17 protein-coding genes are annotated in these 17,157 nt (G+C 61.2%); 6 read left to right on the top strand and 11 right to left on the bottom strand.

Translation table 11 applies throughout. The features are described 5' to 3' along the window. Positions 1-3 precede the first annotated feature (3 nt). The 9 genes from ssuB to argE all read right to left on the bottom strand — a co-directional run bounded on the left by ssuB (position 4) and on the right by argE (position 10,062). The gene (gene ssuB / locus AB4N80_RS06665; protein ID WP_354336075.1) at positions 4-810 is read right to left on the bottom strand and encodes an aliphatic sulfonates ABC transporter ATP-binding protein; all 807 of its coding nucleotides are present in this window, start codon (positions 808-810) and stop codon (positions 4-6) included. Beyond that, positions 807-1,589 carry an aliphatic sulfonate ABC transporter permease SsuC gene (gene ssuC, locus AB4N80_RS06660; RefSeq protein WP_354336074.1) on the bottom strand — a complete coding sequence of 261 codons (783 nt, stop codon included), beginning with the start codon at positions 1,587-1,589 and terminating at the stop codon, positions 807-809. Before ssuC ends, ssuB begins: the two co-directional genes overlap by 4 nt. Positions 1,590-1,596: 7 nt before the next feature. After that, a complete protein-coding gene (gene ssuD / locus AB4N80_RS06655; RefSeq protein WP_018610594.1) occupies positions 1,597-2,745 on the bottom strand; it encodes an FMNH2-dependent alkanesulfonate monooxygenase in 1,149 nt (382 codons plus the stop codon). Between the two features lie 24 nt (positions 2,746-2,769). Continuing rightward, positions 2,770-3,735 (bottom strand): sulfonate ABC transporter substrate-binding protein, encoded by a 966-nt coding sequence (locus AB4N80_RS06650; protein WP_122567470.1) that lies wholly within the window; start codon positions 3,733-3,735, stop codon positions 2,770-2,772. Positions 3,736-3,826: 91 nt separating this feature from the next. Then, entirely contained in the window at positions 3,827-4,420 is a 594-nt protein-coding gene (gene ssuE / locus AB4N80_RS06645) for an NADPH-dependent FMN reductase (RefSeq protein ID WP_460081221.1), read from the bottom strand. A gap of 317 nt (positions 4,421-4,737) precedes the next feature. After that, positions 4,738-5,376 (bottom strand): peroxiredoxin, encoded by a 639-nt coding sequence (locus AB4N80_RS06640; RefSeq protein ID WP_024617266.1) that lies wholly within the window; start codon positions 5,374-5,376, stop codon positions 4,738-4,740. A 284-nt stretch (positions 5,377-5,660) separates the two neighbouring features. Then, positions 5,661-6,992 (bottom strand): OprD family porin, encoded by a 1,332-nt coding sequence (locus AB4N80_RS06635; protein ID WP_305491304.1) that lies wholly within the window; start codon positions 6,990-6,992, stop codon positions 5,661-5,663. A gap of 474 nt (positions 6,993-7,466) precedes the next feature. Further along, complete coding sequence (gene argA / locus AB4N80_RS06630; protein ID WP_122567475.1) at positions 7,467-8,765, bottom strand: amino-acid N-acetyltransferase; 1,299 nt, start codon at positions 8,763-8,765, stop codon at positions 7,467-7,469. 139 nt (positions 8,766-8,904) lie between these two features. Continuing rightward, positions 8,905-10,062: an acetylornithine deacetylase gene (gene argE / locus AB4N80_RS06625; protein ID WP_122567476.1), complete on the bottom strand. Its 1,158-nt coding sequence runs from the start codon at positions 10,060-10,062 to the stop codon at positions 8,905-8,907. A gap of 158 nt (positions 10,063-10,220) precedes the next feature. On the opposite strand from argE, the gene AB4N80_RS06620 reads away from it, so the two are divergent. Then, positions 10,221-11,588: a CYTH domain-containing protein gene (locus AB4N80_RS06620; RefSeq protein ID WP_122567477.1), complete on the top strand. Its 1,368-nt coding sequence runs from the start codon at positions 10,221-10,223 to the stop codon at positions 11,586-11,588. 152 nt (positions 11,589-11,740) lie between these two features. On the opposite strand, the gene AB4N80_RS06615 is transcribed toward AB4N80_RS06620, so the two are convergent. Next, positions 11,741-12,211 carry an Lrp/AsnC family transcriptional regulator gene (locus tag AB4N80_RS06615; RefSeq protein ID WP_122567478.1) on the bottom strand — a complete coding sequence of 157 codons (471 nt, stop codon included), beginning with the start codon at positions 12,209-12,211 and terminating at the stop codon, positions 11,741-11,743. 125 nt (positions 12,212-12,336) lie between these two features. Here AB4N80_RS06615 and AB4N80_RS06610 point away from each other — a divergent pair, with 125 nt between their 5' ends. The 5 genes from AB4N80_RS06610 to AB4N80_RS06590 all read left to right on the top strand — a co-directional run bounded on the left by AB4N80_RS06610 (position 12,337) and on the right by AB4N80_RS06590 (position 16,568). Further along, complete coding sequence (locus AB4N80_RS06610; protein WP_122567479.1) at positions 12,337-12,675, top strand: hypothetical protein; 339 nt, start codon at positions 12,337-12,339, stop codon at positions 12,673-12,675. Positions 12,676-12,820: 145 nt separating this feature from the next. Beyond that, entirely contained in the window at positions 12,821-14,605 is a 1,785-nt protein-coding gene (locus AB4N80_RS06605) for a GspE/PulE family protein (RefSeq protein WP_053126399.1), read from the top strand. 197 nt (positions 14,606-14,802) lie between these two features. Then, positions 14,803-15,723, top strand: a complete 921-nt coding sequence (locus tag AB4N80_RS06600) for an SPFH domain-containing protein (RefSeq protein ID WP_003206668.1) — start codon at positions 14,803-14,805, stop codon at positions 15,721-15,723. Between the two features lie 9 nt (positions 15,724-15,732). After that, on the top strand, positions 15,733-16,182 hold the full coding sequence (locus tag AB4N80_RS06595) for an NfeD family protein (protein ID WP_122567480.1): 450 nt from the start codon (positions 15,733-15,735) through the stop codon (positions 16,180-16,182). A gap of 65 nt (positions 16,183-16,247) precedes the next feature. Continuing rightward, entirely contained in the window at positions 16,248-16,568 is a 321-nt protein-coding gene (locus tag AB4N80_RS06590; RefSeq protein WP_170846005.1) for a DUF2388 domain-containing protein, read from the top strand. Between the two features lie 182 nt (positions 16,569-16,750). On the opposite strand, the gene gcvH is transcribed toward AB4N80_RS06590, so the two are convergent. Beyond that, entirely contained in the window at positions 16,751-17,134 is a 384-nt protein-coding gene (gcvH, locus tag AB4N80_RS06585) for a glycine cleavage system protein GcvH (protein WP_305468785.1), read from the bottom strand. Positions 17,135-17,157: the final 23 nt, after the last annotated feature.

Here is a 17,157-nt window from a genome sequence, read left to right as displayed (position 1 = left end):
AAGTTATTGAGCCCAACGCAATTGCGTGGGCAAGGGTGAAACGGGTTCGGGTTCCGGCGGTTGGCCGGGCAAGGACAGCACACGGTTGAGGACTTCGGCTTCCAGGCTCGCCAGGCGATGGGAGCCGCGAACCCGTGGACGCGGCAGGGCGATGGCCAGGTCGAGGCCGATCTGACCGTCCTCGATCAGGATCACCCGATCGGCAATCGCCACCGCTTCGCTGACGTCGTGGGTCACCAGCAACACCGTGAAACCGTGTTGCCGCCAGAGGTTTTCGATCAGTTGCTGCATCTCGATACGGGTCAGGGCGTCCAGCGCTCCCAAGGGTTCGTCGAGCAGCAACAGGCGTGGCTGATGGATCAACGCGCGAGCCAGGGCCACCCGTTGCTTCTGACCGCCGGACAGCGCCGCCGGCCACTCATGGGCGCGGTCGGCCAGGCCCACCGCTTCCAGTGCCTGCAACGCCTGCGGGCGCCAATTGCCCCTGAGCCCGAGACCGACGTTGTCGATGATTTTTTTCCAGGGCAGCAAACGCGCTTCCTGGAACATCAACCGCGTGTCTTCCCGTGCATCGCTCAACGACGCCGAACCGGCCAGCAACTGTCCACCGGTGGGCTGATCGAGGCCAGCCAGCAAACGCAGCAAGGTACTTTTGCCACAGCCGCTGCGACCGACCACGGCCACGAATTGCCCGGCCGGGATATGCAGGTCGATGTCGCGCAATACCTGGCGCGTGCCGAAGGTTTTTTGCAGCTTGCGCACCGCCAGCGGAATGCCACGCAGCAGGCGCGGAGGTTGTTGGGCGGTCATGCCACACCTCCCTTGCTCACTTGGTACGCCGGGTGCCAGCGCAGCCAGACCCGCTCAAGCCCGCGAGCGGCCAGGTCGGCCAATTTGCCCAGCACGGCGTACAGAAGAATCGCCAATACCACCACATCGGTTTGCAGGAACTCCCGGGCATTCATCGCCAGGTAACCGATGCCGGAACTGGCGGAGATGGTTTCCGCAACGATCAGCGTCAACCACATGAAACCCAGGGCAAAGCGCACGCCCACCAAAATCGAAGGCAAGGCGCCCGGCAGGATCACCTGACGAAACAGGCGCAAGCCAGACAAGCCGTAGCTGCGGGACATTTCCACCAGCGCCGGGTCGACGTTGCGAATCCCGTGGTAGGTGTTGAGGTAGATGGGAAACAACGTGCCCAGGGCCACCAGGAAAATCTTCGCCGACTCATCGATGCCAAACCACAGGATCACCAGCGGAATCAGCGCCAGGTGCGGCACGTTCCGCACCATCTGCACGGAGCTGTCCAACAGGCGTTCGCCCCATTTCGACAAACCGGTGATAAAGCCCAGGGCCAGGCCGATGCCGCCACCGATCAGGAAACCCACCGCCGCCCGCCAACCGCTGATGGCCAGGTGCGTCCAGATCTCGCCGCTGCGCACCAGGTTGACCCCGGCTTCGATCACCGCCAAGGGTGCAGGCAGGATCCGCGTGGACAACCAACCGGCCGACACCGACAGTTGCCAGACCGCCAGCAACAGCAGCGGCACTGCCCAGGGCGCGAGGTTGTGGATAATTTTCTTCATGGCCGCCTCAGCTCTGGGACGCGGCTTTGGGCAGGATGTCGTTGGCGACCATTTCACCGAACGGGCTCACATAACCCTGGCTTTTCGGCAACTCCGGACGCTCCACGTCCAGGTGTGGGAACAACAGTTCCGCCACGCGATAAGACTCTTCCAGGTGGGGATAACCGGAGAAGATGAAGGTGTCGATGCCAAGATCGGCGTACTCCTTGACCCGCGCCGCCACGGTCGGGCCATCGCCCACCAGTGCGGTACCGGCACCGCCGCGCACCAGGCCGACACCGGCCCAGAGGTTGGGGCTGACTTCCAGCTTGTCGCGACGGCCACCGTGCAGGGCGGCCATGCGTTGCTGGCCCACCGAATCGAAGCGCGCCAGGGACGCCTGGGCACGGGCGATGGTGTCGTCGTCCAGGTGGGAAATCAGCCGGTCGGCTGCTTGCCAGGCTTCGGCGTTGGTTTCGCGCACGATCACATGCAGGCGGATGCCGAAGCGCACGGTGCGGCCGAGCTTCGCGGCCTTGGCGCGCACTTGTTCGATCTTCTGCGCTACGGCGGCGGGCGGCTCACCCCAGGTCAGCACCATTTCCACTTGCTCGGCCGCCAGGTCCTGGGCGGCTTCCGACGAACCGCCGAAATACAGCGGCGGACGCGGTTGCTGGATCGGCGGATAGAGCAGCTTGGCGCCCTTCACACTGATGTGTTCACCGTCGTAATCCACGGTTTCGCCTTCCAGCACTCGGCGCCAGATCCGGGTGAATTCCACTGAGGCCTGGTAGCGTTGTTCGTGGTCGAGGAACAAGCCATCGCCGGCCAGTTCGTCCGGGTCGCCGCCGGTCACCAGGTTGAACAACGCCCTTCCGCCGGACAACCGGTCGAGGGTCGCGGCCTGGCGTGCCGCCACCGTCGGCGAAATAATCCCGGGACGCAGGGCGACGAGGAATTTCAGGCGCTGGGTCACCGGAATCAACGAAGCGGCCACCAGCCACGAATCCTCGCAGGAACGCCCGGTGGGGATCAACACGCCGCCGAAACCCAGGCGGTCCGCCGCTTGGGCGACCTGCTGCAAATAACCGTGATCGACGGCGCGGGCGCCTTCGGCAGTGCCAAGGTAATGGCCGTCGCCGTGGGTAGGCAGGAACCAGAAAATATTGAGGCTCATGGAGTGGTCTCCTAAGGGATCGAATTACTGCGCGTTCGCAACGGCCGCCGGCGGCGTCCAGATCACGTCCTTGATGCTCAAGGGCTTGGGAATCAATTTGAGCTGGTAGAAGCTGTCGGCGATTTTTTGCTGCGCCGCCACCACTTCCGGCGTGAGGAACAACGCCCCGTAGCCTTGGCGCTTCACCGACGTCAGGGTGATGTCCGCCGGCAGCCCGAGCAGCGGCGATACCTGCTGGGTCACGTCTTCAGGGTTGGCCTTGGACCACTCCCCCACCGCGCGCACTTCTTCCACCAGGGCGGTAATGACCTGGGGATTCTTTTGCGCATAAGGTTTGGTGGCGAGGTAGAACTGGTGGTTATCGACGATGCCTTTGCCGTCACGCAGGGTGCGTGCCTGCAACTGTTGTTCGGCGGCAGCCTGGTACGGGTCCCAGATCACCCAAGCATCTACACTGCCACGCTCGAACGCAGCACGGGCGTCGGCCGGTGGCAGGAAAACCGTCTGGATATCGGAGTACTTGAGGCCGGCGTCTTCCAGCGCCCGCACCAGCAGGTAGTGGACATTGGAGCCTTTGTTCAGCACGACTTTCTTGCCCTTGAGGTCGTGCACCGATTGGATCGCCGACCCCTTGGGCACGAGGATGGCTTCGCTGGCGGGTGCCGGTGGCTCGTAAGCAACATAGAGCAGGTCGGCGCCCGCGGCCTGGGCAAACACCGGCGGGGTCTCACCGGTCACGCCGAAGTCGATGGAGCCGACGTTCAAGCCTTCCAACAGTTGCGGGCCGCCAGGAAATTCGGTCCATTGCACATCCACGCCTTGGGCGGCGAGGCGTTTCTCCAATGAGCCCTTGGCCTTGAGCAGCACCAGGGTGCCGTACTTCTGATAACCGATCCGCAAGGTCTCGGCTTGAGCCTGGGTAACGACGCCGAAGGACACAGCCGCAGCAAACAGAGCGACCAGCCCGCGACGCAAAATGACAGTGCGCATGGCGCCTCTCCTTTTTGCTGTGGGGTTTTGGCTGCACCTGCTGGGCCGTTGGCGGCTGAGTAAGGTGAGTTGAATCAGGGGTGTTCGGGGTTTAAATGCTCCAGCGAGCACTCAGCAAACGTTCGTTCAATACATTGGGGTCCAGCGGCCTGGGCCGACGGGCCATGGCGCTGAAAAACTGTTTCAGCGCCTCGTCCAGGCGCTGTTGCAAGGCCGGCGCCAATTGCGCCTGGGCACTGCCTTCGCCGTAGGCGATCTGGCTGTCTTCGGCAAAGATCCCATGGAGCATTTCCTGGGCCTTGAGCGCCGACAACACCGGCTTGAGGGCGTAGTCCACCGCCAACATGTGGGCGATGCTGCCGCCGGTTGCCATCGGCAGCACCACTTTATGGGCCAAGGCCCGTTCCGGCAGCAGGTCCAGCACGGTCTTCAACGCGCCGGAAAAAGACGCCTTGTACACCGGCGTGGCAATCAGCAGACCGTCGGCATTTTCGATCTGCTGGAGCAGGTCGACCACCTTCGGGCTGTCGAAACGGGCATGGAGCAAGTCTTCGGCCGGGAAATCGCGCACCTGATAACTCACCACTTCCACACCTTGCTGCTGCAACCAGCGTTGCGACCGCTCCAGCAGCACCCCGGAGCGGGAGCGTTGGCTGGGACTGCCACCGAGTGAGACGACCAACATGCCTACCCTTCCTTAACTGTCACGTGCGATTCGCGGCGGGCGATCTCGCTGTATGGGTCAAACCATAACAGCGGATTGATATATCTTTAAATCATATTTATTCATTTGGTTATTCTATATAGAGATATACGTATGGCTTTATTCGGGGCATAAAAAAAGGCCGTCGGAACGGCCGAAAACCCTTGGTGCACAGTAATCCCCCTGTGGGAGCGAGCTTGCTCGCGATAGCGGTGTGTCAGCCAACATTATGTGTCGGATAGACCGCTATCGCGAGCAAGCTCGCTCCCACAGGTTCAGGTCCAGGACCAGGTTTTGTCTCAGCGATTGGGCTGCGGGGTAAGGCGCAGGTAGGGTTTCACGGCGCGGTAGCCCTTGGGAAAGCGCTGCTTGAGTTCCTCTTCATCCTTGAGCGACGGCACGATCACCACTTCATCACCGTCCTGCCAGTTGGCCGGGGTGGCGACTTTGTAGTTGTCGGTCAGTTGCAGGGAATCGATCACCCTCAGGATCTCGTTGAAATTGCGCCCGGTGCTGGCCGGGTAGGTGATGGTCAGGCGAATCTTCTTGTTCGGGTCGATCACGAACAGTGAACGCACGGTCAAGGTGTCACTGGCGTTGGGGTGGATCAAGTCGTACAGGTCCGACACCTTGCGGTCGGCATCGGCCAGGATCGGAAAATTGACCACGGCGTTCTGGGTCTCGTTGATGTCCTCGATCCACTTGTGGTGCGAGTCCACCGGGTCCACCGACAGGGCAATGGCCTTGACCCCACGCTGGGCGAACTCGTCCTTGAGCTTGGCGGTCAGGCCCAACTCGGTGGTGCATACCGGCGTGAAGTCCGCCGGGTGGGAAAACAGCACACCCCAGCTGTCGCCGAGCCATTCGTGGAAGCGAATCTTGCCGGCGCTGGAATCCTGTTCGAAGTCGGGGGCGATGTCGCCAAGTCTGAGGCTCATGGTGCGGCTCCTGGATGAGGTTGTTGTGAGCCCAACTTTGCACCGGTTTCGATTGCATTAAAAAGAATGAATATCCATTTATCTAGATCATTAGTGAATATAAAAAACTGTTCACTGGCGTCATTCCGCATACCGGCACAAGATCGTCAACGAGGTTCGAGAAGGCCTCGAGTTGCTGAAAAGAGGAGAAGTTTCGAGGAGGGCTACAGGGGTGGGCCTGACTCGAAAACGTAAAAGCCCCGCCCGGCGTGTTGCCGGGCGGGGCTTTTTTACTTCGCTACGTCTTACATGAAGTTGTAAGTGTAGTTGAAGATCAGGCGGGTCTGATCACGGTCAGGGCCGGAAAGACTACCGGTGCCACGATAGGAGCCGTGACGCAGGGTGGTGCCGAAACCTTTCAGAGCGCCTTGCTGGACGACGTAATCCAAGCGCATGTCGCGCTCCCACTCGGACGAATCGCTTCCACCTGCGGTCTTGGACCTGATGTTTTCACCATGCAAATAGGCCACGGCAGCTTTCAGGCCAGGAACGCCCAGAGAGGCGAAGTCGTAAGAGTATTGACCGAAGGTGGTATTTTCACCGGCACGGATAAACCCGTTGATCATGCTATCTGTGAACAGATAGAAGCTCGAGCCACCAGCGCCTTCATTTCGGCCGTTGCCGTCAAGCACATTGCCCTGGTTCAGGAAGACAAAACCACCGTCATCGCCAACTTGCTGATGACCCAACATGAAAGCACTGCCACCCAGGGAGTAGGTGAACATGGCGCTCCAGGTTTTGTTATCGACCACACCCTGTTCTTTGAAATAGCCACCGTTGTTATCGAACTGATAGCCTGCATCGCCGTTGCGGCCATCCGAGCTGCTGTCGAAGTAACGCAGGTCAGTCTTGAAAGACTGGCCCTCGCTGATCGGGAAAACATGTACAGCACCCAGGAAGTGCTGTTTGTAGTAATCCTGCAGGTTGGAGTAGTAGTACTGCAGAGTCAGGTCTTTGGTGACCTTCCAATCAGCACCGGCGTAGCGGAATTGATTGCTTTCCTCGGTACCACCAGAGACCGCCAAGCCGGTACGGTTGCTCGATGCACGACCAACAGCATGTTCCAGCTGACCAGCGTTGAACGTTACGTTGTCCAGGTCCTTGGAGGTGATGGTGCCACCTTCGAAGGTTTGCGGCAGCAGACGACCGTCGCTGGCGACCAGGATCGGCAGGTTAGGCGCCAGGGCGCCACCCAGGTGGGCTTCGGTCTTAGAGAAAAGCGCCTTGACGTTGCCCGACAGACGACTCCAGTTGTGTACGGCGGAGCCATCGGTGTCACTTGGAACGAAGGTGTTGCTATTTGGGTGTTGGCCTTTACCACCATCGAGATGGATACCCACCAATGCCTGGGCATCGATACCAAAACCAACGACGCCTTGGGTAAAGCCAGACTTGTAGTCGAACTTCAGGCCAGTAGCGGTTTCACGCTGGTCGGCACCGCCTTCGCGGTTATCGTTATCAAAGTACAACGTACGAGAACTGACAGACGCCTTGCTGTCCTCGATAAAACCCGCGGCGCCTGCCTGCTGCGCCAGAACCCCAACGGCCACGGCCAGGGCCAAGGTGGACTTGTTCATGCTTCGCTCCTCTCGTTTTCTAATTCTTGTGTCTCTTTGGCTCCGGATCGAACGCCCGGAATCCGCGGATGCGCGATTAGCGCCAGACCGTGACTGACAAGTCAATCGTAAGCATTTATGGCTACGACTATGGTCTAACCCCTCTACACCGGCCCGCAGGATAATGGATTCTTTATAATCCCAAAAAGAATTGTTTCAACAGTTTTCAGCTCGTTTCGACATATGAGTGCCATCACAGCACCATCAGGCCGTGACATGCCTTATCGGCGACGCAGAGAATTACTGAACGATGATTCGTCGGGGATTTACGAGACCCGCGAATTCTTGGCGGCGAGATCTGTTTGCGCGCCTCCTGCGCCTTCGATTCCTGTTCAAGACAGCGCGCGCATGCCGCGATCTTGACGTGTTCCAGACTAGCTGCTCATTGTCTGAAATCAAGAAGATCGCGGTAGCGCAAAGTTTCCGACGGCTGTCCTACAAGGATTTTTCGAAGATTTTCGAATTACGCTGATAGTTGTAGAGCGACGCCCGCGCCGCCGGCAGGCGGTCGACGCTGCTGGGCTCGAAACCGCGTTCGCGGAACCAGTGGGCAGTGCGGGTCGTAAGGACGAACAGCGTCTTGAGCCCTTGGGCACGGGCCCGGGTTTCGATGCGCTCCAGCAGCTCATCGCCCCGGCCACCGTGGCGGTATTCCGGGTTCACCGCCAGGCAGGCCAGTTCCCCGGCATCCGAGTCGGCGATCTGGTACAGCGCCGCGCAGGCGATGATCATGCCTTCGCGCTCGACCACGCTGAACTGTTCGATCTCGCGCTCCAGCACCTCGCGGGAGCGACGCACCAGAATCCCCTGCTCTTCCAGCGGACTGATCAGGTCCAGCAGGCCGCCGACATCTTCGATGGCCGCTTCGCGCACCACTTCGAATTGCTCCTGGGCCACCAAGGTGCCGCTGCCATCGCGGGTGAACAGTTCAGCCAGCAGCGCGCCGTCCTCGGCATAGCTGACGATATGGCTACGGGCGACGCCGCCACGACAGGCCTGGGCCGCCGCATCCAGCAGTTCGGCCTGATAGTCGCTGCCCAGGCGTTGCATGTGGCCGGGGACCTGTTGCGGGCGCAATTCGCGCACCAGCCGTCCATCCTCGCCGATCAGCCCCTGCTCGGCACCGAACAGCAGCAGCTTGTCGGCGGCCAGGTCGATGGCCGCCCGGGTGGCGACGTCTTCACAGGCCAGGTTGAAGATCTCTCCGGTGGGCGAATAACCCAACGGCGACAGCAGCACGATGGAACGCTCGTCCAGCAGGCGATTGATGCCCTTGCGATCGACCCGACGCACTTCACCGGTGTGGTGATAATCCACGCCTTCGAGCACACCGATGGGACGCGCGGTGACCAGGTTGCCGCTGGCGACCCGCAACCGCGAGCCCTGCATGGGCGAAGAGGCCATGTCCATGGACAGGCGTGCCTCGATGGCGATGCGCAACTGGCCGACCGCGTCGATCACGCACTCCAGGGTCGCCGCATCGGTGATACGCATGCCGTGGTGGTAATGGGGCGTCAGGCCCCGTGCAGCGAGGCGGGTCTCGATCTGCGGACGCGAACCATGGACCAGCACCAGGCGCACGCCGAGGCTGTGCAGCAGCACCAGGTCATGGACGATATTGCCGAAATTCGGGTGTTCCACCCCGTCGCCGGGCAGCATGACGATGAAGGTGCAATCGCGGTGGGCATTGATGTAGGGCGAAGCGTGGCGAAGCCAATTGACGTATTCGGGCATGAACCTGGACCTGTAATAAATAACAGCCAAAACAAAGACGAAACAGAACGCACAACGGGGCTGGTGGTTATCGTCGGAACAGGCTTGGCGACACGCGCGCTCTCCTCATGTGATGAATACGGGCCCGCAAGGGCGCAATTTAACCGGCGGTGGCCGGCGTCAGGCAGTAATGGCCGATCAACTGCCGCAACAGTTGCACGGTAGGTTGCAAACGTGACATTTCAAGGTACTCGCCCGGTTGGTGGGCACAGGCGATATCGCCAGGGCCGAGCACCAGGGTTTCGCAGCCAAGGCGCTGAAGATAAGGCGCTTCGGTGCCAAACGCCACTGCTTCGGCGCGATGGCCGGTCAGCCGTTCGGCCACGCGGACCAACTCGGCGTCCTCGGCCTGCTCGAACGGCGGCACTTCGGGGAACAGTGGCGCGTAATCAATCTTGACCTGGTGTCGCTCGGCAATGGGCTCGAGCTTCTGCCGGATCGCCGCCCGCAGCACTTGCGGATCCATGCCCGGCAACGGGCGCAGGTCGAATTCCATGGAGCACTGGCCGCAGATCCGGTTGGGATTGTCGCCCCCATGGATGCAGCCGAAGTTCAAGGTCGGTTGTGGCACGCTGAACTGCGGATTACGGAATTCACGCTGCCATTGCAGGCGCAGGCCGCGCAATTCGCCCATGGCATCGTGCATGGCTTCCAGTGCGCTGTGGCCCAGGCGCGGATCGGACGAATGACCGCTACGCCCGAGAATGTCGATGCGCTCCATCATGATGCCTTTGTGCATCCGAATTGGCTTGAGGCCGGTCGGCTCACCGATTACCGCAGCCCGCCCCAGGGGCCGGCCGGCATCGGCCAGGGCCCGGGCGCCGGACATGGAGCTTTCTTCGTCACAGGTCGCGAGGATCAGCAGCGGTTGCTTGAACGGTTGGTCCAGCAGCGGCTTGACCGCTTCGATGGCCAGGGCGAAAAAGCCCTTCATGTCACAACTGCCCAGGCCCACCCAACGGCCATCGACCTCGGTGAGCTTCAACGGATCGGTCTGCCACAACGCGCCGTCGAACGGCACCGTGTCGCTGTGGCCCGCCAGCACCAGACCGCCGGGACCGCTGCCGAAACTGGCCAGCAGGTTGAATTTGCCAGGGCTGACCTGCTGGATATCACAGGAGAACCCCAGCTCAGTGAGCCAGCCTGCCAGCAGCTCGATCACGGCACTGTTGGATTGGTCGAGCCCTGGTTGGGTGCAACTGACCGAAGGCGTGGCGATCAGGGCAGCGAATTGATCTTTCATGGACGGCAAAGGCATCGCTGGCTCCGAGCTTACAGATTGACGTTCATCATAGAACCATCTGGACCCAGGAATAAACCGTCGCGGCGCGTAGGAGGGAGGAGTCCTGTACACTGCACGGCCTTGGCAGCCACACCTTCCCCCGGCTGCGCACCCGATCCCTGGATTTTCCGGCCATGCAGAAAGAAACCGAAATCAAACTCCGCGTCAGCCGCGAGACCCTGGCAGCCTTGCGCGAGCATCCGCTGCTGAAAAAACGCAACAAGAGTGGCTGGGAACGCCACGAATTGATGAACCAGTATTTCGACACGCCAGAGCGTGACCTGGCCCAGGCCAAGGTCGCCCTGCGCCTGCGTCGCGACGGCGAAGAGGTGATCCAGACCCTCAAGACCCGCGGCCAGAGCGTCGCCGGCCTGTCCGAGCGCAACGAGTACGACTGGCACCTGCCCAAGGCCAAGCTCGACCTGAAGAAGCTCGACGGCGAATGCTGGCCCGAGGCCCTGGCCGACCTGGACAAGAAAACCCTCAAGGCCATCTTCACCACCGATTTCGTTCGCGAACGCGCTGAAATCGCCTGGGGCCGTGGCAAAAGCAAGGTGGTCATCGAAGCCGCCCTGGACCTGGGCCACGTCGTGGTCGGCAAGCAGAAGGAAGAAATCTGTGAGCTGGAGCTGGAACTACGCGAAGGCGAGCCCGCCGCCCTGCTGGAACTGGCCGCCGAGCTGGCTGCAACCCTGCCCTTGATGCCCTGCGACATCAGCAAGGCCGAGCGAGGCTATCGCCTGCATGACGCGAGCAGCTACGCCTTGAGCCTGCCGGCCCCGCAACTGACCGCCGAAACGCCGCTGGATGACGCCTTCGCCGCACTGAGCTGGCATTTGCTCGGCAGCAGCCAGCGCCTGGCCGAGCAATACCGTTTCAACGGCCACTGGCGCCTGCTGCAGGACTGGGTGGAAAACCTCGCTGAACTGCGCGCCCTGCTCAGCAGCCTCGGCCAGGCCGCGCCACGCCAGTCGACCCACGACTTGCGCCTGGCCCTGGACGCGTTGCTGGAAGACTGGCGCCCGCTGGTCCAGGCCGGCCTGGACGACGAAGATGTGCGCAAGGCCGCGCCGGAACAGTTCCTGGAAGAGTTGCAAGACCCGCGCTGGGGCCTGTTTTCCCTCAATACTTCACGCTGGCTGCTGGCGCGCAGCTGGGCCGCCGAGCGCAACACCCGTGGCAATCGCCAGGGCGCGGCGCAACTGGGCAGCTGGCTGCCGCGTCTGCTGGGCGAAGAATCCTCGTCCCTGCAATTGCAACGCTATCAGCAGCAGCCGGAAGACCTCGCCGAGCAACTGCCGCGCATCGAACGCATCCAGGCCTGGCTACACCACGCCCGCCATGTACTGGAGATCCCGGAAATGGATCGCCTCTATGGCGAGCTGAATAAACTGGCGCAACTGGCCAACCAGCCGATCACCGACGAAACGCTGGATGCGCGCAAGCAGCAGGCCATTGCGGTGTATCAGAATCGGGCTTGGAAGACTTTGCTGCGCCTGTAACCGAGATATCTTCGGCGTCGGGAATATCGCTTTCGCGAGCAAGCCCGCTCCCACACTGGATCTTCAGCGAACACAAAATATGTGTACGGTAGAGATCCAGTGTGGGAGCGGGCTTGCTCGCGAAGGGGCCGGCACATTCACCTCAAATCAAACTATCGCACCACCGGCAAACTCGTCGTCGATTTGATCTCCGACAGCGCCACGATCGAATTCACTTCCTGGATCCCCGGTACCATCGACAGCTTTTCGAAAAAGAATCGCTCATACGCCTCGATGTCCGCCGTGACGATGCGCAACAGAAAATCCACCGACCCCATCAGCACGTAACACTCCAGTACTTCGGGAAAGCCGCGGATCGCCTCGGTGAACTCGGTGAAGTTCGAACGGCCATGGGCGTTGAGTTTCACTTCGGCGAAGATCTGCGTGTTGAGGCCGATTTTCTTGCGATCCAGCAGGGTCACCTGCCCGCGGATGATGCCCTCCTCCTTCATCCGCTGGATCCGCCGCCAGCACGGCGACTGGGACAAGCCAACCTGCTCGGCGATCTGCGCGCTGGACAGCGAGGCATCCTCTTGCAGCAGCGCCAGTATCCGGCGGTCGTAGCTATCCAGCTGGCTTTGCATAAATAAACCCAAAATGACTGATTTGGAGAATAAGGCGATTCGTAGTATCGCCAGATCCACCCATCTTAGATAAGAAATACCCCACGACGCATGTAAATATTTCTCCGCCCCCAAGGAGACCGAACATGCCCCCACTTGAAGCCGTTGCCACTGCCCCGACCCGCGCCGATGTCTGGCATGTCGCCAATGCTCATTGCCGCGTGCACTACCAGATGCTGGCCGAGGCCGAGCCGGACCTGCTGTGCCGGGCCTTGAACCTGTTTGCCTTACAGGGCCTGACGCCACAGCAGGTTCGCGTCGAGCGCCTCGATGACCTGCTGTCGCTGGAGATCGTCATGGACGGGCTGAGTTGGCACCGAGCCCAGGTGATCGCTGAAAAATTACGCAACCTGATCGGCATGTGCTCGGTGAACCTGCAAAGCGCTGAATTTACGAGGGTTGAGCCGACCCAGGCGGCCGGTTGAGCGCCCCACGGGCAAGACCTGGTAACGCATTGGTCGGGTAGTGGCCCAACGGACCACCGGGTCGGGACTATTCTTTTGCAGACCGAGCGAAGACGCCGAAGCGTCTGTATCGCGGCTTTGCTGCAATTGTCCAATAGGAACCCGCATGTCCACCAAACACGCCACTCAGGACCGCTGGCTGGACCTCAATGATCTGCTGCGCCAACTGGTCACCCAAGGCTTCATCAGCCAGGATTCAGCCGAAACCGCGCTCAACGCCCGCCGACGCCACAGCGCCAATAGCCAGCTGCATCCGCTGGAGTTCATTGCCAACCAGCACCTGGACGATCTCAGCCGCCCTGGCAAGCGCCTGGACCTGGAGAACCTGACCCTGTGGTTGTCCCAGCAGGCCGGCCAACCCTACATGCGCATCGACCCGCTGAAAATCAACGTGGCGGCCGTGACACCCTTGATGTCCTACGCCTTTGCCCAACGCCACAAGATCCTCGCGGTAGCGGTCGATCGTGACGCCGTCACCGTCGCCAGCGCACAACCTTACGTCAGCAGCTGGGAAGCCGACCTGACCCACGTACTCAAGCTGCCGATCAAGCGGGTGGTCGCCAACCCGGTGGATATCCAGCGCTTGAGCGTGGAGTTCTATCGCCTGGCCAAGTCGGTCAGCGGCGCCACCACGGTCGATCAGCAACCGAGCAACCTGAGCAACTTCGAACAGTTGCTCAACCTCGGCGCCAGTGACCAGGAACCGGACGCCAACGACGCCCACATCGTCAATATCGTCGACTGGCTGTTCCAGTACGCCTTCCAACAGCGCGCCAGCGATATCCACATCGAACCGCGCCGCGAGCAGGGCACCGTGCGGTTTCGCATCGACGGGGTGCTGCATACCGTCTATCAGTTCCCGCCGCAGGTGACGATGGCGATCGTCAGCCGCCTCAAGAGCCTGGGCCGAATGAACGTCGCGGAAAAACGCAAACCCCAGGACGGTCGGGTCAAGACCAAGACCCCGGACGGCGGCGAAGTGGAATTGCGCCTGTCGACCTTGCCCACGGCGTTCGGCGAAAAGATGGTCATGCGGATCTTCGACCCGGAAGTGCTGCTCAAGGACTTCGACCAGCTCGGCTTCTCCGCCGACGACCTGCGCCGCTGGCAGGACATGACCCGCCAGCCCAACGGCATCATCCTGGTAACCGGGCCCACCGGCTCCGGCAAGACCACCACCCTCTACACCACCCTCAAGAAACTGGCGACGCCGGAAGTGAACCTCTGCACCATCGAGGACCCGATTGAAATGGTCGAGGCGTCCTTCAACCAGATGCAGGTCCAGCACAACATCGACCTGACCTTCGCCGCCGGCGTGCGCGCACTGATGCGGCAAGACCCGGACATCATCATGATCGGTGAGATCCGTGACCTGGAAACCGCTGAAATGGCGATCCAAGCCGCGCTCACCGGGCACTTGGTGCTGTCGACCCTGCACACCAACGACGCGCCAAGTGCCATCAGCCGTTTGCTGGAGCTGGGGGTGCCCCATTACCTGATCAAGGCCACCGTGCTCGGGGTCATGGCCCAGCGCCTGGTGCGCACCCTGTGCCCACAATGCAAGGCCCCGCTGACCCTCGACGAAGATGACTGGCAGACCCTGACCCGGCCCTGGCAGGCACCGTTGCCGAGCAACGCCCAACAAGCCGTTGGCTGCCTGGAATGCCGCGACACCGGTTACCGTGGTCGCGCCGGCGTCTACGAAATCATGCAACTGACCGACAGCGTCAAGGCCTTGATCCACCCCGACACCGACCTGCTGGCGGTGCGCCGCCAGGCCTTCAAGGAAGGCATGCGCAGCCTGCGGCTGTCGGGGGCGCAAAAGGTGGCGGCGGGCTTGACCACTGTCGAGGAAGTGCTGCGGGTTACGCCACAGAGCGAGCAGAAGTAGTTGTGGCAGCGCCTGTGGCGAGGGGATTTATCCCCGCTGTGGGAGCAAGGCTTGCCCGCGATGAAGATAACGCGGTCTCCCTGGGAAGCAAGGCGCCTGCATCGCGAGCAAGCTTTGCTCCCACAGAGTGAGGATAATGGCCGCTTGCCCTACACTAAGGGCTCGCAGGTCCATCTCAATTCGCACAGGGAACCGTCATGCAGATCGGTAGCGTACTTTTACTTTTCATCGGCCTGGTGGTCGCCATTCTCTTCATGGGCTTCAAGGTCGTGCCCCAGGGCTACCAATGGACTGTCGAGCGGTTCGGCCGTTACACCAACACCCTCAAGCCCGGCCTGAACATCATCATCCCGGTGATGGATCGTATCGGGCGTAAGATCAATGTCATGGAAAGCGTGCTGGACATCCCACCCCAGGAAGTCATTACCGCCGACAACGCCACGGTACAAATTGACGCCGTGTGCTTCTTCCAAGTGGTCAATACGGCCCAGGCGGCCTACGAGGTCAACAACCTCGAACACGCCATCCGCAACCTGTTGCAAACCAACATCCGTACCGTGCTGGGGTCCATGGAACTGGACGCGATGCTGAGCCAGCGCGACGGTATCAACGAAAAATTGCTGCGCACCGTCGATGAAGCCACGGCACCGTGGGGCATCAAGATCACCCGGATCGAGATCAAGGACATCAGCCCGCCGGCCGACCTGATGGCCGCCATGTCGGGGCAAATGAAAGCCGAACGTATCAAGCGTGCCCAGATCCTGGAAGCCGAGGGCCTGCGAGCGTCGGCGATTCTCACCGCCGAAGGCAAGAAGCAGGCGCAGATCCTCGAGGCCGAGGGCAGCCGCCAGGCGGCGTTCCTGGAGTCCGAGGCCCGCGAGCGTCAGGCGCAAGCTGAAGCGCTGGCCACTCAGGTGGTGTCCCAGGCCATTGCGGACGGTAACGTGCAGGCCGTGAACTACTTCGTCGCCCAGAAGTACATCGATGCGCTGGGCAAACTGGCGTCAGCCAACAACAGCAAGGTGATCCTGATGCCGCTGGAAGCCAGCCAGGTCATCGGTGCGGTCGGTGGCATCGGCGAGATCGTCAAGGCCACCTTCGACAGCAAGAAAGCCTGAGGCACGCGTATGTGGGAGTTCCTGCAACACCTGTCGTACTGGGACTGGCTGGCGCTGGGCGTTATCCTGCTGATCCTTGAAGTGTTCGGCGCCGGCGGGTACTTGCTGTGGATCGGCATGGCCGCCGCGGCAGTCGGCGTGCTCACGTTCATCCTGCCGCAGATACCGTGGGAGCTGCAGTTCCTGTTGTTCGGCCTGTTCGCCATCGCCACGGCGCTGTACTGGTGGCAACGCCAGCGCAGCGCCGTGCGCCAAAGCGATCAGCCGCACCTGAACCTGCGCGGACAGGAACTGATCGGCAAGGTCTTCCTGGTCCATGAAGCGATTGTCGATGGCCGCGGCAAGATCAAGGTGGCCGACAGTGTCTGGCTGGCCAAGGGACCCGAGTCGTCCGTTGGCACGCGGGTCAGGGTGATGGCGCAGGACGGCGCGGTGCTGCAGGTGGAACGGGCTGACTGACACGTCATGGAACTGAATCGAGACGCCGGTAATCCAACGTCATAGTTAACCCAGTGGAGTCACCTATCATGCGTCTCAAACTTGCTGTCGCTACCCTAGCCTTGCTGTCTCTACCTGTTGGCTCGGCAATGGCCGACACGTTTTGGCGTAACGTCATTTCATCCGGTGCGACCACCGGTTCCACCTACCTGACTTTCAAGGATCACAAACTGATCGTCGCCGCCCAGGACGATGCCGGCAGCTTCGTCGCCAGTGATGGCGGTATCCGTGGCCCTTACCTGGAAGCGGCGATGCAGAAAGTTCGCGCCGACAACCCAGGCCTGCAAGCCACCGACATGGAACTGGCCAACGCGATCCTGGCGAAAAACGCCGTCGCCCAGGACTGATTTCCGGCCAATAAAAAATGCCGCTCGATTGAGCGGCATTTTTTTGCCCGGTGAACCCCCCAAGGCTGTCCCAGCCCCCCTGTGGGAGCGAGCTTGCTCGCGATAGCGGCGTGTCAGCCCACATCAATGCTGCTGATCCACCGCTATCGCGAGCAAGCTCGCTCCCACAGGTACAGTGGTCCTTATTCGCCGATAGCGGCCTGGTAGCCGGCCGCATCGAGCAACTTGTCCATCTCGGCCTTGTCGCTTGGCTTGAGCTTGAAGATCCAGGCGCCGTACGGATCGGAGTTCAGCAGTTCCGGCTCACCGCCCAACGCCTCATTGACCGCAATCACTTCACCGGCAATCGGGGAGTAGATATCGGAAGCGGCTTTGACCGACTCAACCACACCGGCCTGGTCACCAGCTTCAAACACCTTACCGACTTCAGTCAGCTCGACAAACACCACATCGCCCAAGGCTTCCTGTGCATGATCGCTGATGCCCACGGTGACGGTACCGTCAGCTTCCAGGCGGGCCCACTCATGGCTTTCAGCAAAACGCAGTTCGGCAGGGATATCACTCATATTCTGTGTCCTCAAGAGAAAGT

This window comes from Pseudomonas sp. H3_A02 (assembly GCF_054671965.1).
This window is presented reverse-complemented; position numbering and strand designations above follow the sequence as displayed.

Bases quoted from the DNA above. Each gene is read 5' to 3' on its own strand.
- AB4N80_RS06640 (WP_024617266.1), bottom strand. From the start codon at position 5,376: ATGAGCCTCAGACTTGGCGACATCGCCCCCGACTTCGAACAGGATTCC.
- AB4N80_RS06635 (WP_305491304.1), bottom strand. From the start codon at position 6,992: ATGAACAAGTCCACCTTGGCCCTGGCCGTGGCCGTTGGGGTTCTGGCG.
- argE (WP_122567476.1), bottom strand. From the start codon at position 10,062: ATGCCTTTGCCGTCCATGAAAGATCAATTCGCTGCCCTGATCGCCACG.
- AB4N80_RS06595 (WP_122567480.1), top strand. From the start codon at position 15,733: ATGTGGGAGTTCCTGCAACACCTGTCGTACTGGGACTGGCTGGCGCTG.
- ssuE (WP_460081221.1), bottom strand. From the start codon at position 4,420: ATGTTGGTCGTCTCACTCGGTGGCAGTCCCAGCCAACGCTCCCGCTCC.
- AB4N80_RS06615 (WP_122567478.1), bottom strand. From the start codon at position 12,211: ATGCAAAGCCAGCTGGATAGCTACGACCGCCGGATACTGGCGCTGCTG.
- gcvH (WP_305468785.1), bottom strand. From the start codon at position 17,134: ATGAGTGATATCCCTGCCGAACTGCGTTTTGCTGAAAGCCATGAGTGG.
- ssuB (WP_354336075.1), bottom strand. From the start codon at position 810: ATGACCGCCCAACAACCTCCGCGCCTGCTGCGTGGCATTCCGCTGGCG.
- AB4N80_RS06600 (WP_003206668.1), top strand. From the start codon at position 14,803: ATGCAGATCGGTAGCGTACTTTTACTTTTCATCGGCCTGGTGGTCGCC.
- AB4N80_RS06605 (WP_053126399.1), top strand. From the start codon at position 12,821: ATGTCCACCAAACACGCCACTCAGGACCGCTGGCTGGACCTCAATGAT.
- AB4N80_RS06610 (WP_122567479.1), top strand. From the start codon at position 12,337: ATGCCCCCACTTGAAGCCGTTGCCACTGCCCCGACCCGCGCCGATGTC.
- AB4N80_RS06620 (WP_122567477.1), top strand. From the start codon at position 10,221: ATGCAGAAAGAAACCGAAATCAAACTCCGCGTCAGCCGCGAGACCCTG.
- AB4N80_RS06650 (WP_122567470.1), bottom strand. From the start codon at position 3,735: ATGCGCACTGTCATTTTGCGTCGCGGGCTGGTCGCTCTGTTTGCTGCG.
- ssuC (WP_354336074.1), bottom strand. From the start codon at position 1,589: ATGAAGAAAATTATCCACAACCTCGCGCCCTGGGCAGTGCCGCTGCTG.
- ssuD (WP_018610594.1), bottom strand. From the start codon at position 2,745: ATGAGCCTCAATATTTTCTGGTTCCTGCCTACCCACGGCGACGGCCAT.
- argA (WP_122567475.1), bottom strand. From the start codon at position 8,765: ATGCCCGAATACGTCAATTGGCTTCGCCACGCTTCGCCCTACATCAAT.